Source organism: Pseudomonas sp. TE6288, from assembly GCF_054062095.1.
In genome coordinates, this window is record NZ_JBSSEW010000008.1 from 188,096 (window position 1) to 203,422 (window position 15,327).

Consider the following 15,327-nt stretch of genomic DNA (forward strand, 5'->3'; position numbering starts at 1 on the left):
GACCGCGCCCGTGCCGCGCCACCGTGCGGCGCGGGTGCACCTCCCCACGCGTCACCCGCTCACGGTGAACATCATGGCCAAGCCTTCTTTCATCAACCTGTGGAATGCCTACCCGAGCGTGTCATCGCCCTGCGACGGCCCGTGGGACAACCAGTGCGCCATCCGCATGAGCATCGCGCTCAACGGCGAGATGAGCCTCAAGGTCAACAAATCGACCTATACCGAACCCAAGTGCGCCCACGACCATGCCCGTGGCGCCGAATCCCTGGCCAACTGGCTGGAGACACGATTGTTCTACCCGCTGAAGATTGCCGGTACCGCCCAGGCCCGCGACGCGCTCAAGGCCAAGACCGGGATCATCTTCTACAAGGACTGCTTCGCCCGCACCGGGCAAAGCCAGGAGAACCGCACGGGCGACCATATCGACCTGTGGAACCGCGGCCTGACCAAAGGTTTCTCCGACCACAACTACCAGTCGAAGCAAGTCTGGTTCTGGGAGCTCACATGACCCGCGCTGCCCTGGCCGGCGCCCTGCTGCTGGCCCTGAGCGCCTGCGCCGACGCCGAACTGCTGAACCAGGCGAATCTGGGCGGGCAGACCGTGACACTGAGCGAGAATGCCGGCCAGTGTGTGCTCGATCGCGGCGAACAGCGCCTGGCGCTGGACATGCAATGGCCCTGCGACCTGAGCCCGGACCGCGCCGGCAAGGCCCGGGTCGAGCAGTTCAATGGCACGCCGATCGTGCTGGTGACCCATGTACAGCCACACCCAACGCTCAAGGGTGAATGCCTGAAGACCTCGCGCGCCGTGCGCCTGACCCAGGCCGGCCTGGAAGCCTCCACGCCCGCGCCGAGCGCCTCGTGCGACACCGGCTTCGAAGACCAGAAAATGTTCACAGGGATGTTCCAGTGGTAGCCGAAATCGCCACCCGCGACCGCCTGCAGCCTTCGCTGCTGGATCGCCTGACCGACGATGACCCGGGCAACCCACAGGAAGCCCCCGACAAGCGCGTGCTCAGCCTGCAGCAGCTCAAGGCCTCGGTACTGCGCGACCTGGCCTGGCTGCTCAACACCACGTCGCTGCTCGACACCGGCGCCACGCTGAACTCCCCGGCCGGCGCCTCGGTGATCAACTACGGGTTGCCGGCATTGGCCGGCAACAGCGCGTCGAACATCGACCTCAACGCGCTCGAACGCATCATCCACCAGGCTATCGCCACCTACGAGCCGCGCATCCTCGCCCATACCCTGAAGGTACGCGCCCAGGCCGCGCCCGGCGAGATGAACGCCAACGCCCTGAGCTTCGAGATCGAAGGCGACCTGTGGGCCCAGCCGGCGGCCCTGCCGCTGCTGCTGCAGACCGACGTCGACCTGGAATCCGGGCACGTGCGCGTGGCCCCCGCCGACCGCCGGAGGCGCGCATGAACCCGCGCCTGCTAGAGCTGTACAACCAGGAACTGCAGCACATCCGCGAGGGTGCCGCCGAGTTCGCCAAGGAATACCCGAAGATCGCCGGGCGCCTGACGCTGTCCGGGATCGAGTGCGCCGACCCTTACGTCGAGCGCCTGCTCGAAGGTTTCGCCTATCTCACCGCGCGGGTGCAGCTCAAGCTCGACGCCGAATACCCGACCTTCACCCACAACCTGCTGGAGATCGCCTACCCGCACTACCTGGCGCCGACCCCGTCGATGACCGTGGTGCAACTGCAGACCGATCCCGACGAAGGCTCGCTGGCCGCCGGGTTCCAGCTACCCCGCGACAGCGTCCTGCGCGCCAATCTCGGGCGCAATTCGCAGACGCCCTGCGAATTTCGCAGCACCCAGGACGTCACCCTGTGGCCGTTGCAGGTGGCCCGGGCCGAGTATTTCGGCAACCCCGGCGCCGTGCTCGGGCGCCTGGCCGCCAGCGAACCGAAAGCCCGCGCCGGGCTGCGCCTGACCCTGCGCAGCGGCGCCGAGATTCCGTTCTCCAGCCTGCCGCTGACGCACTTGCCGCTGTACCTCAACGGTGCCGACGAAACCCCGTTCCGCCTGTACGAACAACTGCTCGGCAGCGCCTGCGCGGTGTTCGTGCGCCAGCCGGGCGCCGACTGGGTCGAACGCATCCCGGTCGAGGACGCCTTGCTGCCCTGTGGCTTCGATGACCGCGAAGCGGCATTGCCGGTGGTGCCGCAGGCCTTCCAGGGCTACCGCCTGCTGCAGGAGTACTTCGCCCTGCCCCAGCGCTACCTGTTCGTCGACTTCGCCGGGCTCGAGCGCGCGGTCAAGCGCTGCGACGGCCAGGAGCTGGAGCTGCTGGTGCTGTTCGACCGCATCGATACCGCGCTGGAAAGCAGCGTGGGCCCTGCCCAGTTCGTGCCGTTCTGCACCCCGGCGATCAACCTGTTTCCGCGCCGGGTGGATCGCATCCACCTGACCGACCGGGTCCACGAGCACCATGTGATCGCCGACCGTACCCGGCCCACTGATTTCGAGATCCACTCGTTGCAGCGGGTCACCGGCCACGGTACCGGGCCGGACCAGGAATTCCTGCCGTTCTACGCGGTACGCGACCCGTCGCGCTATGGCCGTGACCAGGCGTATTACCTGGTGCGCCGCGAACCGCGCGTGCTCTCCAGCGAGCAGCGGCGCAACGGTACGCGCTCCAGCTACATGGGCAGCGAGACCTTCGTCAGCCTGGTCGATGGCAACCAGGCGCCGTACCGCCATGACCTGCGCCAACTGGGCATCAGCGCGCTGTGCAGCAACCGCGACCTGCCGCTGTTCATGAATGTCGGCGACGGGCGCAGCGACTTCAGCCTGGCCGACAGCGCCCCGGTATCCGCCGTGCGCTGCCTGGCCGGCCCCAGCCGACCGAAGGCCAGCCACGCCCACGACAACCGGGCCTGGCGCCTGATCAGCCAGTTGTCGCTGAACTACCTGTCGCTGGCCGAACAGGGCCAGGGCGCCGCCGCCCTGCGCGAGCTGCTGCGCCTGTACGGCGACCAGCAGGACAGCGCCCTGCAGCTGCAGATCGACGGCCTGCGCGAAGTCAGCTGCAAACCCTGCACGCGGCGCCTGCCGATGCCCGGGCCGATCGTCTTCGGCCGTGGCCTGGAGATCACCCTGACGTTCGACGAGAACGCCTTCCGCGGCACGGGCGTGTTCCTGCTGGGCGCGGTGTTCGAGCGCTTCCTGACCCGTTACGTGTCGATCAACAGCTTCACCGAAACCGTGCTGCGCACCAGCGAACGAGGCGAGATCATGCGCTGGAAAGCCAAGCCCGGGCGCAGGCCGAACCTGTGAACACGCTACAGGCCATGCAGGCTGAGCCCTGGGAGTACGACTTCTTCCAGGCGCTGCGCCGTCTCGAGGCGGAGAACCCCGAGCTGCCCCGCTTCGGCCACTCGCTGCGCCTGGCTGACGAACCGGTGCGCCTGGGCCAGCGCCTGGACTGCGGCTTCGCCCCGGCGACCCTGGCCTCGGTCACGGCCAACGACGACCAGCCAGCGCGCCTGGAGCAGTTTTTCTTCGGCCTCGGCGGCCCCAACGGCCCCCTGCCGCTGCACCTGACCGAGTACATGCGCGAGCGCCAGCGCAACCACGCCGACCCAACCAGCAAGCGCTTTCTCGATGTCTTCCACCACCGCTTGCTGAGCCTGTTCTATCGCGCCTGGGCCGAGGCCCGTCCAACCGTCAGCCATGACCGCCCGGGCGACGATTACTGGGCCGCGCGCCTGGCCGCCCTCAGCGGCCGCGGTCAACCGGAGCTGCAAGGCCAGGGGCCGCTGGCCGATACCGCCAAGCTGCACTGGTCCGGTCACCTGGCCGCGCAGACCCGCTACCCGGATGGCCTGTGCAGCATCCTGGCCAGCTACTTCGGCGTGCCGGTGAAGCTGGAGGAATACGTCGGCCAGTGGCTGGAGCTGCCTGAACGCAGCCAGCTCGGCGTGCGCGCCAACCGCCTGGGCGTCGACCTGTGCCTGGGCCGCTACGTCTGGGACCGCCAGCACAAGTTCCGCCTGTGCCTGGGCCCGCTCACCCTTGACCAGTACCACGCCCTGCTCCCCGGTGGTCAGGCGTTCGTCGAGCTGGCTGCGTGGGTCGCCGAGTACCTGGGCCAGGAGCTGGACTGGGACCTCAACCTCATCCTCGCGCAGGGCCAGGTGCCCGCGCTGCAACTCAATGCCGGCCAACGCCTGGGGTTCGACACCTGGCTCGGCCGGCCGTCGCACGATGCCAACGACCTGAAGCTCGCCCGGTACTACGCCGAGCGGCCGGTCAACGCCCCGCCAACAAGGAGTCAGGACCATGGGTGAAATCAGCCGCGCCGCGCTGTTCGGCAAACTCAACAGCGTCGCCTACAAGGCCATCGAGGCCGCCACGGTGTTCTGCAAGCTGCGGGGCAACCCCTATGTCGAGCTGGCGCACTGGCTGCACCAGTTGCTTCAGCTGCAGGACAGCGACCTGCATCGCATCATCCGTCAGTTCAACATCGAGCCGGCGCGCCTGGCCCGCGACCTGACGGACGCCCTGGACCGCCTGCCGCGGGGCTCGACGTCGATCACCGACCTGTCCTCCCAGGTCGAGGAAGCCGTTGAGCGCGGCTGGGTGTACGGCAGCCTGATGTTCGGTGAAAGCCAAGTGCGCACCGGCTACCTGCTGGTTGGCATCCTCAAGACCCCGAGCCTGCGCAACGCCCTGCTGGGGCTGTCCAGCGAGTTCGCCAAGCTGAAGGTCGAGGCCCTGAGCGAACGCTTCGACGAGTACGTGGGCGATTCGCCGGAAAACAACCTGGCCGCCAGCGATGGTTTCAGCGCCGCCGCCCCCGGCGAGGCCAGCGGTGCCGTGGCGCCGGCGGCGATGGGCAAGCAGGAGGCGCTCAAGCGCTTCACCGTCGATCTCACCGAGCAGGCGCGCAGCGGCAAGCTCGACCCCATCGTCGGCCGTGACGAGGAAATCCGCCAGTTGGTGGACATCCTCATGCGCCGCCGCCAGAACAACCCGATCCTTACCGGCGAGGCCGGCGTCGGCAAGACCGCCGTGGTCGAAGGCTTCGCCCTGCGCATCGTCGCCGGCGACGTGCCGCCGGCCCTGAAAGACGTCGAACTGCGCAGCCTGGACGTCGGCCTGCTGCAGGCCGGCGCCAGCATGAAGGGCGAGTTCGAGCAGCGCCTGCGCCAGGTCATCGAAGACGTGCAGGCCTCGCCCAAGCCGATCATCCTGTTCATCGACGAAGCCCACACCCTGGTCGGCGCCGGTGGCGCGGCCGGCACGGGCGATGCCGCCAACCTGCTCAAGCCGGCCCTTGCCCGTGGCAGCCTGCGCACCGTGGCGGCAACCACCTGGGCCGAGTACAAGAAGCATATCGAGAAGGACCCGGCGCTGACCCGGCGCTTCCAAGTGGTCCAAGTGGACGAGCCGAGCGAGGCCAAGGCGCTGCTGATGATGCGCGGCGTGGCCTCGACCATGGAGAAGCACCACCAGGTGCAGATCCTCGACGAAGCGCTGGAAGCCGCCGTGAAGCTGTCGCACCGCTACATTCCGGCGCGCCAGTTGCCCGACAAGTCGGTGAGCCTGCTCGACACCGCCTGCGCCCGCGTGGCCATCAGCCTGCACGCGGTGCCGGCCGAGGTGGACGACAGCCGTCGGCGCATCGAGGCGCTGGAAGTCGAACTGCAGATCATCGCCCGCGAGGCCGCCATCGGTGTGAACACCGGGCAACGTCAGCCCCAGGCCGACAGCCTGCTGGCCGAAGAGCGCGAGCGCCTGGCCGCCCTGGAAAGCCGTTGGGCCGAGGAGAAAGCCCTGGTCGACGAGCTGCTGGCCACCCGCGCGCAACTGCGTGAACAGGTCGGTGTGGTCGATCAGGAAGTGGACGTGCAGGGCAGCCATGAGCTGCGCGAAAAACTCATCGACCTGCAGCAGCGCCTGAGCCAGCTGCAAGGCGAGAGCCCGCTGATCCTGCCAACCGTGGATTACCAGGCGGTGGCCTCGGTGGTCGCCGACTGGACCGGTATCCCGGTGGGGCGCATGGCGCGCAACGAGATCGAGACCGTGCTCAACCTCGACTCGCATTTGGCCAAGCGCATCATCGGCCAGGATCACGCGCTGAAGATGATCGCCAAGCGCATCCAGACCTCCCGCGCAGGCCTCGACAACCCGAACAAGCCGATCGGCGTGTTCATGCTCGCCGGCACCTCCGGCGTGGGCAAGACCGAGACCGCCCTGGCCCTGGCCGAGGCCATGTATGGCGGTGAACAGAACCTGATCACCATCAACATGAGCGAATTCCAGGAAGCCCATACCGTCTCGACCCTCAAGGGCGCGCCACCCGGCTACGTCGGCTACGGCGAAGGCGGCGTGCTGACCGAGGCCGTGCGCCGTCGCCCGTACAGCGTGGTGCTGCTGGACGAGGTGGAAAAAGCCCACCCCGATGTGCATGAAATCTTCTTCCAGGTGTTCGACAAGGGCGTGATGGAAGACGGCGAAGGCCGCCAGATCGACTTCCGCAATACCCTGATCCTGCTCACCACCAACGCCGGTACCGAGCTGATCGCCAACACCTGCAAGGACCCGCAGGCCCTGCCCGACCCCGAGGCCGTGGCCACTTCGCTGCGCAAGCCGCTGCTGGAGATCTTCCCACCAGCGCTGCTTGGCCGCCTGGTGACCATCCCCTACTACCCGCTCAGCGACACCATGCTCAAGGCCATCACCCGCCTGCAGCTGGAGCGCATTCGCAAGCGTGTGGAAGGCACCCACAAGGTCGGCTTCGCCTACGACGACGAGGTGGTCGAGCTGATCGTCTCGCGCTGCACCGAAACCGAAAGCGGTGGCCGCATGATCGACGCCATCCTCACCAACGGCCTGCTGCCGGATATGAGCCGCGAGTTCCTCACCCGCCTGCTCGAGGGCAAGCCGCTGGCCAGCGTCAGCATCAGCCGTCGCGACAGCGACTTGCACTATGACTTCGGCGCCGCCGACTGACAGGACCGACCATGCTGTTCAAGCAGTTCACGCGCCTGGCGCAAATCAACAGCCCCCTGGGGCCGGACAAGCTGATCCTTGCCGAGATGGGCGGCAGCGAGGAGCTTGGCCGCCTGTTCGACTACGAGCTGCAGCTGACCAGCGACGATCCGGCCATCGACCTCAACCAGCTGCTGGGCAAGCCCATGAGCCTGAGCGTGCAGCAGAGCGTCGGCACATCGCGGCACTTCCACGGCATCGTCGCCCGCTGCAGCCAGTCGGTGGATCAGGGCCAGTTCGCCAGCTACCGCGTCACCCTGCGCCCTTGGCTGTGGTTGCTGACGCGCACCAGCGACTGCCGGATCTTCCAGCACCTGAGCGCGCCGCAGATCATCAAGCAAGTGTTCCGCGACCTGGGTTTCTCGGATTTCGAGGACCTGCTCAGCCGCAACTACCGCGAGCGCGAGTACTGCGTGCAGTACCGCGAGACCAGCTTCGACTTCGTCAGCCGGCTGATGGAGGAGGAAGGCATCTACTACTTCTTCCGCCACGAGCAGGAACGCCACGTGCTGGTGCTCGCCGACGCCTATGGCGCGCACCAGAAAGCCCCCGGCTACGAGACCGTGCCCTACTACCCGCCGGACGGCCAGCACCGCGAGCGCGACCACATCAACGACTGGCACCTGGCTCAGGAAGTCCAGCCCGGCTCCCTGGAGCTAAACGACTACGACTTCCAGCGCCCCAGCGCGCGCATCGACGTGCGCTCGGCCATGCCCCGGCCGCACCAGGCCGGCGACTACCCGCTGTACGACTACCCCGGCGCCTACGAGCAGACCCAGGACGGCGAGCACTATGCCCGCACCCGCCTGGAGTCGCTGCAAAGCCTGCACGAGCGCGTCGAGCTGCGCGGCAACGCCCGGGGCCTGGGCAGCGGCCATCTGTTCAGCCTGAGCAACTTCAGCCGCCAGGACCAGAACCGCGAGTACCTGATCGTCGCCGCCCGCTACTACGTGCACCAGGAACGCCTGGAAAGCGGTGGCGGCAGCGGCGCGGCGCAGTTCGAGAGCAACCTGAGCTGCATCGACGCGCAGCAGAGCTATCGCCCGGTGAGCAGTTCGCTGCGCCCGATCGTCAAGGGGCCGCAGACCGCCGTGGTGGTCGGCCCGGCTGGCGAGGAGATCTGGACCGACCAGTACGGCCGGGTCAAGGTGCACTTCCACTGGGACCGCCACGACCAGTCCAACGAGAACAGCTCGTGCTGGATCCGCGTATCCCAGGCCACGGCCGGCAAGAACTGGGGCTCGATCCAGGTCCCGCGCATCGGCCAGGAAGTCATCGTCAGCTTCCTCGAAGGCGACCCCGATCGGCCGATCATCACCGGGCGGGTGTACAACGCCGAACAGACCGTGCCCTACGACCTGCCCGGCGGCGCCACCCAGAGCGGCATGAAGAGCCGTTCGAGCAAGGGCGGCAGCCCGGCCAACTTCAACGAAATCCGCATGGAGGACAAGAAGGGCGCCGAGCAACTGTACATGCATGCCGAACGCAACATGGACACCGTGGTCGAGCAGAGCGAGACGCTGTCGGTGGGCATCAACCGCACCCAGACCGTCGGCATGCTCGAGACCATCACCATCGGCCAGGACCGCATCCGCGCCGTGCGCCGCGACGACATGCTGCTGGTCGGCGCGAGCAAGACCGACAGTGTCAGCACCAGCTACCTGATCGAAGTCGGCGAGAACCTGCGCCTGGTCTGCGGCAAGAGCGTGATCGAGCTCAACGCCAGCGGGCAGATCAACATCAGCTGCGAGCAGTTCAGCTTCCACGCCAACGCCGACGCCGAGATCAACACCGGCGGCACCCTTGACCTGAACGTGGGCAGCGGCGCGCAGACCGCCCCGAACAACCAGGGCGTGAAAACGGCCATCGACGGCGCGGTGAAGGCCCTCTTCCCCGGCGCCGGCAAGTAACGAGACCAAACCATGAGCTACCGCGTCAACGAATTCCGCTTCGCCCTGCCCGATGCGCAGGTGCGCGACACCAGCATCAACATCCTGCGCTTCGAAGCCCTGGGCACCTCGCTGATCGTCAGCCGCAGCCTGCTCGAAGAGGGCGAGACCCTGCAGAGCAACTTCGACGGCCAGTTGCAGCGCCTGCAGCAGCAGGTCAAGGACCTGCAGTTCCAGCCGGCCCGCGCCACCCAGGTGGGCGCGGCGCAGCCGATCGAGGCGATCGAGCTGAGCAGCCAGTTCAGCAAGGGCCAGGAAAAGGTCTACCAGTACCAGCTGGCGCTGGTGCTGCCGGGCACGCGCAAGATGTTCGCCCTGAGCTACGTCAAACCCACCCCCCTGGGCGAAGCCGAGGCGACACACTGGGCGGCGCTCAAGCAGTCCCTCGACTTCGACAACCTGGGCTGACCCCGCACCATGTCCGACGCACTCTGGGCCGCCCGCGAAGGCGATGCGCTGCTGCACACCTCGGTGATGGCCGACATCATCGGCGGCGTGCTGGAAGTGGCCGCCAACGTCGCCATCGGCGCCCTGGCCACCGCCGCGGTGGCCGCGGCATTGGGCATTACCGTGGTCACCGGCGGCCTGGGCTGCTTCGTGCTGGGCGCGGTGGTGGGCCTGGTGGTCGGCGTGGTCATGGCCAAGACCGGCGCCGACACCGGGCTCAGTCGATTATGCGAGGGCATCGGCAACGCCCTGTTCCCGCCGACCGTGCAAGCCACCATCGCCAGCGGCTCGCCCAACACCAAGACCAACGGCAAGCGCGCCGCGCGCGCGGCCGGCGTTGTCACCGCGCCCTCGGCACCGGCCAGTGGCGAGGGCGGTGGCGCGCAGGCCGAGGAACAGGAAGAGACCTTCCTCGACATGGCCAAGGGCTTTTTCTCGCAGATGTGGCGGCCGACCGTCGCCAGCCCCGCGCCCAACACCCAGGAAGCCCCCGACGACAAGGTGCTGTGCACCAAGCACCCGCCGATGCCGCCGCAGTACCTTGCCGAAGGTTCGAGCAAGGTATTGATCAACGGCCACCCGGCCTGCCGCAGCGGCGATCGCAGCACCTGCGAGGCGGTGATCGTCGATGGCGGGCTGGTTTCGGACAACGTGCGCATCGGCGGCGGGCCGATCGTGGTGCGCGAGATCCGCAGCGGCAAGACGCCGGGGATCGGCCTGGCGATCACGGCGTTGATGATGTTGCGGGGGCGGGGGGGGAAGTTTTATAGCAAGTTTGGGTGCATGCTCGTCGGAGGCGTGGTCAGTTTTGCCAGCAGCCAGGTGACCGCCGCCCTGACTTCGGCCATCGTCGGCTCGCCAAACCCTGTCCACGCGCCTACTGGCGCGAAGATCCTGAGCGACGAACACGACCTCGACTTCACCCTCCAGGCCATGATCCCACTGGACTGGCAACGCTACTACAACAGTCGCGATGAACGCCGCGAGGGTCTGTTCGGTGCCGGTTGGAGCGTCCCCTATGAAGTGTCTGTAAGGGTCGAGCACGACCGTCTGCTGTATACAGACGAGCAAGCTCGTGTCATCGACATGGGAATGATCGCCCTCGGCGACGCCGTCTTCAGCGCTGGCGAAGGCATCAGCGTGCGACGCGCCCTTGATGGCGAGCTGCTGATCGAAGACATCAGCAGCGGCCTCTATCGTTTGTTCGAACCCAGTCCACAGGACGCCAACCACCTCCGTCTGGCGAAACTGGGAGATCGCAACGACAACCGCATCCACCTGGACTATGACGATCTCGGGCGCCTGATGTGGCTGCGCGACACCTTTGACCGCGTGCGGATCAAGCTGCACTACAGCGGCGCTTGGCCACGTCGAGTCAGCCATATCGAACGGGTGTTCGTCGATGACGATGCTGAAACGCTCGCCAGCTATCGCTACGACGCCGCTGGCGATCTGGCCGAGGTCCACGATGCACTGGGGCAATTGCAGCGTCGATTCATGTATGACGAAGGTCGGCGCATGGTCGGGCATCAAACAGCCAATGGCCTGCTTTGCCATTACCAGTGGCAGAAACTGGACGACTGGCGGGTGATCCGGCACTGGACCAACGCCGGCGACGAGTATCACTTCGAATACGATATCGAGGCTGGCATCACCTGCATCACCGACCCGCTGCTACGCACCAGTGTGCGGCGCTGGAACGCGCAGTTCCAGATCATCGAGTCGAGCAACGCGCTGGGCCAGACCTGGCGCTTCCACTGGAACGATGAACGTCAGCTGCTTGCCGCCACCGATCCTGAAGGCGGTGAGTGGCGCTTCAGCTACGACGAATCCGGCAACCTGTGCGAAACCATCGATCCGTTGGGACGCAGTGAATCGACCCAGTGGCTCGAGCATTGGGCGTTGCCTCGCAGTGAAACCAATGCCGCCGGGGCAACCTGGACCTATCGCTACGACCAGCACGGCAACTGTATTCGCGAAACCGACCCCTTGGGCGAGGTGACGCGCTACCGCCATGACGAACATGGCCTACCGCTGGAAACCATCGACGCCACGGGCAAGCGCCAACGTCAGCGCTGGAACGAACAAGGTCTGCTGATCGAGCAGGTGGACTGCTCAGGCTACGCCACACGGTTGCGCTACGACCGGCGCGGCCATTTGCAGAGTCTGACCAACGCCCTCGGCCAGACCAGCCACTTCCAACACGATGCCTTGGGACATCGGATACGCCAGGAGCTGGCGGATGGGCGCATTGTCCAGTACCGGTACACCGCCTCGGGCCTGCTCGAATGCTTCATCGATCCGCTCGGCAACACCGAGCATTTTCGCTATGACCTGAATGGCCAGATCATCGAGCAGCAGGACAACCTTGGCCGTCCGACACTGTTTACCTATGACCGTTGCACACGGCTGGTGGCACTGACCAACAGCAACGGTGAGTCCTATCGTTTCACTTGGGATGAGGCGAACCGCCTAGCCGTGCATGAAAATCTGGATGGCAGTCGCAAGGCCTATCAGTACGATGGACTCGGCCAGATCATCGCCATGGACTTCATTCCGGCTCCGGGCGCCGGAGAGGCGCCGATCCATCACCGCCTTCGACGTGACGCCGCCGGCAGGCTGGTTGCGTTGCTTACCGAGGACGACAGCACTACCTACAGTCTCGATCCGATGGACCGGTTGATGGAGGTGATCAGCGAGGATCGTCAGGGGAATGTGCAACGCGTCGCGTTCGAGCATGATGCCTGCGGACGCCGCACTGCCGAAAGCAACAGTGCCGGAAGGCTGGAGCACACCTACGACGCACTGGACAATCGCTTGCAGACGCGGCTGCCCGATGGCCGCCAACTGAACCGCCTGGTGTATGGCTCGGGACACCTCCATCAGATCAACATCGACGGGCAGGTGATCAGCGATTTCGAGCGCGATCGCCTGCACCGTGAGGTCTCGCGAACCCAGGGACGGCTGCTGACCCGTAACCAATACGACCTCAGTGGCCGACCGAGCGCCCGTCTGCGCTGGGACACCGACCACAACGAACACCTGCCCGCGCCCTGGCAGCAGCGCTTCGACTTCGATGATCGCGACAATCTGGTGCGCTACCTGCGCCAGCAACCCGATCATCAGCATCAGCTGCTGATGCATTACGACGCAACGGATCGCCTGCTCGCCAACCAGGGACCGTTGCCAGGCCAAAACGAACAATACCTCTATGACGCTGCGGCAAACCGTGTGCCCGGTGCTGGGCAAGTCGCCCGCCATGACCAGTTGCTCCAACTGGAAGATCGCCACTACCGCTATGACGGTTTCGGGCGCCTTTCGGAAAAACGTAGCACGCTGTATGGCGAACAGCATATGAGCTACGACCAGCATCATCGCCTTGTTCAAGTGCGCTCTATACGCGGCGGACGCGAGCGCATCGTCAAGCTGCACTACGACCCTCTCGGACGCCGCATCGGCAAGACCGACCACGACGATCAGGGCAATCTGCTGGGCAGCACCGACTTTGGCTGGGACGGTCTCAAGCTGCTGCAAGAACGCTGCAACGGCCACCTCACCCTATATGTCTATGAGCCGGGCTATAGAGTCCTGGCACGTGTCGACGGTCAAGGCGCGCATCAACGCACGTTCCATTACCACAACGCCCTCAACGGTCTGCCCGAGCAACTGACCGACAGTGACGGTACGTTGGCCTGGGAGGGCGAATGCTCCGCCTGGGGCATGACCTTACGCGAGTGGCGGGCTGACGACTTCATCGAACAGCAGAACCTGCGCTTTCAAGGTCAGTACCTGGACCGTGAGACAGGCCTGCACTACAACCTGTTCCGCTACTATGACCCACAGAGCGGCCGCTTCACTCAGCCCGACCCTATTGGCCTGGAAGGCGGCATCAACCTATACCGCTATGCGCCGAACCCTGTCGGCGGGATAGATCCGCACGGGTTGGACTGGAGCTATTTCCTTTCCGACGAGAAAGGCAACCCGTATTACAACGGGCGAGCCTCGGACAACGATACGCTCGAAGGCGTGGTACGCCGACATATGGAGACCAAGGGCGCAGACGGCCCACGCCTCAAGGAAGGTGACCGCATCAACCGCGTGACACCGATTGGTACCGACTACGACACGATACGCGGCATTGAGGATTCGGGGATCCGCGAGCGAGAAGTGCTCGGCAGGAAGAACCCGAACGTGCGAGGCAACAAGATCTATGGCATCTCCGACGCCAAGGCGAAAAAAGACCCTGGCCTCGAGCGGATAGCGCTCGCCAACGACTTCCTGAAGGCACGCGGTGTCAGCAAAGTCACGCAACTGCCCGTGCTCGACAGCCGTGGCGCCCTGCCCCCCAAGGCCAACAAAAGCTCCTGCGGGAAATGAACATGACTGCAACTCCGGAACAACTTTGCAAGATCCTCAAGGCCCAGCATCCCAGCGAGCCACCAAGCTCGGCGCTGGTAGCCACAGGCCTGGCGACCGAGACCCGCAGGATGAGCCATGACCAGGTGCTTACCTGGCTGTTCAAGGAGCGAGAGACCGTGGTGAAGAAAGAGGTGGTCGCCAACTTTCTCACCGGTGTCGAGCGCAACCAGGCCTACCTGCGCGCGGCTCTGTCGGCCTATGCTTGCGCGACACACCTGCCGCAACACGCTTTCACGGCGCAGGACCAACCGAACTGTCAGGTCTGCAGTTTCTTCAAGGAGCGCGAAGTCAACTTCATTGCCCTCAACAGGGTGCGTTTTCTGATCGGCGCAGCGCTTTTCGGCAGCCCCTCCCACATCGCGTTCCAGTTGCAGGAACATAGCGCCGGGCCGAAAGAACGGCCGGGTAACCTGGACCTAATGGTGTCGATTCTGGACCTGATCCGTAACGTGCCTGCCGTGACCAAACCCAAGGACCTGCTCAAGCTACTGCGTAAACTACCCGGCATCAAGATGAGCGAAGAAGAAGGCCGGGGTTTCCTCGACCTGCTTGGACACTGCGGGATACTGCAGACCCCGGAGCACCCTGGCCTGCTGTACCGCTACACCAACCTCGGCCTGGCACCACGCAGCGCACGCTCGTCGGACTGGAGTTACCCGATGGACTTCTGGCGCGGTGAGCATGGCCTCAACCAGGACGCCCTGCGCTATTGGTTCAGCGACTATCCCGAGTTGCTCAAGGCGTAGGCCATTGGCAGGCAGATCACAGCAACAGCCACGACCATTGCGGAACTGCACAATCAGACTCGCCAAAAGCAAAGGATGCTATCGACCATGAGCTCGCAAAAAATCGTGCTTTCCGACCAAGATCACGGTCTGGGCCAGATCGGCGGCGGTGCCCGCCTCAAGGATGCCTCGCTGTGGCCAAGAAGCCCGGATACCGGTGAGCCGATGACCCCACTGCTGACATTGAGCGAACGCTTCCTGCCCGTCACCTTCATTCCACCCGGCATGGCAATCACGGTGTTCATCAGTGCGCGTCAGCATGACGGCGCCTTCAGTCGTTCCACCCAGCGCCATTACACCGTCAACCAGCAGAGTGAGCTCGACGAAAAACGCGCCAAAGGTTTTGCCCGGGTCATTCTGCATGAGCTGGCCGACCAGTCGATCGCGCCGCCCACCGCAGCCCTCCTGCTGGAACGTGCCTACATCCAGTTCGAACCGTTCAACGATGAAGAGGAAGAGCAGGAACTGGAGGACGAGGACAGCGGTATCGACCTGAGCAAGCCCGTCGGGCGGCCTTGCTGGCTGCAGGATCCGATCTACGAACCCCAGCGCTTCCTGTTCCTGATGCAACTGCTCGACAGTGATGTGGCCAGCGCCAGCCCGCAGCATGTGGGATTGTTCTCGGACGGTATCGGCTACCTGTATATCGACAGGCAGGCTCGGCGCGGCAAGCAAGGCGATGAAGCCGGCTTCTTCTTCATCCAGTTCACCTGATCGGATACCG

Annotated in this window: 11 protein-coding genes; all 11 read left to right on the plus strand. The window is 65.3% G+C overall.

Annotated features, from left to right (window positions below; translation table 11 throughout):
* Positions 1-73 precede the first annotated feature (73 nt).
* Positions 74-508, plus strand: coding sequence for a type VI secretion system amidase effector protein Tae4 (locus tag ACVWY1_RS10565; RefSeq protein ID WP_277502491.1), 435 nt, complete (start codon positions 74-76; stop codon positions 506-508).
* Positions 505-915, plus strand: a complete 411-nt coding sequence (locus ACVWY1_RS10570; RefSeq protein WP_457378238.1) for a hypothetical protein — start codon at positions 505-507, stop codon at positions 913-915. The genes ACVWY1_RS10565 and ACVWY1_RS10570 overlap by 4 nt, the downstream gene beginning before the upstream one ends.
* Entirely contained in the window at positions 909-1,424 is a 516-nt protein-coding gene (tssE, locus tag ACVWY1_RS10575; RefSeq protein WP_038707176.1) for a type VI secretion system baseplate subunit TssE, read from the plus strand. The genes ACVWY1_RS10570 and tssE overlap by 7 nt, the downstream gene beginning before the upstream one ends.
* Positions 1,421-3,283: a type VI secretion system baseplate subunit TssF gene (tssF, locus tag ACVWY1_RS10580; RefSeq protein WP_457378239.1), complete on the plus strand. Its 1,863-nt coding sequence runs from the start codon at positions 1,421-1,423 to the stop codon at positions 3,281-3,283. Before tssE ends, tssF begins: the two co-directional genes overlap by 4 nt.
* Positions 3,247-4,296: a type VI secretion system baseplate subunit TssG gene (tssG, locus tag ACVWY1_RS10585; RefSeq protein ID WP_038707645.1), complete on the plus strand. Its 1,050-nt coding sequence runs from the start codon at positions 3,247-3,249 to the stop codon at positions 4,294-4,296. The genes tssF and tssG overlap by 37 nt, the downstream gene beginning before the upstream one ends.
* Entirely contained in the window at positions 4,289-6,964 is a 2,676-nt protein-coding gene (gene tssH, locus ACVWY1_RS10590; RefSeq protein WP_102683429.1) for a type VI secretion system ATPase TssH, read from the plus strand. The genes tssG and tssH overlap by 8 nt, the downstream gene beginning before the upstream one ends.
* A gap of 11 nt (positions 6,965-6,975) precedes the next feature.
* Positions 6,976-8,913 (plus strand): type VI secretion system Vgr family protein, encoded by a 1,938-nt coding sequence (locus ACVWY1_RS10595; protein WP_277502488.1) that lies wholly within the window; start codon positions 6,976-6,978, stop codon positions 8,911-8,913.
* Between the two features lie 12 nt (positions 8,914-8,925).
* Positions 8,926-9,360, plus strand: coding sequence for a DcrB-related protein (locus ACVWY1_RS10600; RefSeq protein WP_102683431.1), 435 nt, complete (start codon positions 8,926-8,928; stop codon positions 9,358-9,360).
* A 9-nt stretch (positions 9,361-9,369) separates the two neighbouring features.
* The gene (locus tag ACVWY1_RS10605) at positions 9,370-13,776 is read left to right on the plus strand and encodes an RHS repeat-associated core domain-containing protein (protein WP_457378240.1); all 4,407 of its coding nucleotides are present in this window, start codon (positions 9,370-9,372) and stop codon (positions 13,774-13,776) included.
* Between the two features lie 2 nt (positions 13,777-13,778).
* Positions 13,779-14,564, plus strand: coding sequence for a hypothetical protein (locus tag ACVWY1_RS10610; RefSeq protein ID WP_102683433.1), 786 nt, complete (start codon positions 13,779-13,781; stop codon positions 14,562-14,564).
* 87 nt (positions 14,565-14,651) lie between these two features.
* Entirely contained in the window at positions 14,652-15,317 is a 666-nt protein-coding gene (locus ACVWY1_RS10615) for a hypothetical protein (protein WP_457378241.1), read from the plus strand.
* Positions 15,318-15,327: the final 10 nt, after the last annotated feature.

What these genes read in the sequence shown, in the direction of transcription:
- tssH (WP_102683429.1), top strand. Translation starts at nt 4,289, where the DNA reads ATGGGTGAAATCAGCCGCGCCGCGCTGTTCGGCAAACTCAACAGCGTC.
- tssF (WP_457378239.1), top strand. Translation starts at nt 1,421, where the DNA reads ATGAACCCGCGCCTGCTAGAGCTGTACAACCAGGAACTGCAGCACATC.
- ACVWY1_RS10565 (WP_277502491.1), top strand. Translation starts at nt 74, where the DNA reads ATGGCCAAGCCTTCTTTCATCAACCTGTGGAATGCCTACCCGAGCGTG.
- ACVWY1_RS10615 (WP_457378241.1), top strand. Translation starts at nt 14,652, where the DNA reads ATGAGCTCGCAAAAAATCGTGCTTTCCGACCAAGATCACGGTCTGGGC.
- ACVWY1_RS10570 (WP_457378238.1), top strand. Translation starts at nt 505, where the DNA reads ATGACCCGCGCTGCCCTGGCCGGCGCCCTGCTGCTGGCCCTGAGCGCC.
- ACVWY1_RS10600 (WP_102683431.1), top strand. Translation starts at nt 8,926, where the DNA reads ATGAGCTACCGCGTCAACGAATTCCGCTTCGCCCTGCCCGATGCGCAG.
- ACVWY1_RS10595 (WP_277502488.1), top strand. Translation starts at nt 6,976, where the DNA reads ATGCTGTTCAAGCAGTTCACGCGCCTGGCGCAAATCAACAGCCCCCTG.
- ACVWY1_RS10610 (WP_102683433.1), top strand. Translation starts at nt 13,779, where the DNA reads ATGACTGCAACTCCGGAACAACTTTGCAAGATCCTCAAGGCCCAGCAT.
- ACVWY1_RS10605 (WP_457378240.1), top strand. Translation starts at nt 9,370, where the DNA reads ATGTCCGACGCACTCTGGGCCGCCCGCGAAGGCGATGCGCTGCTGCAC.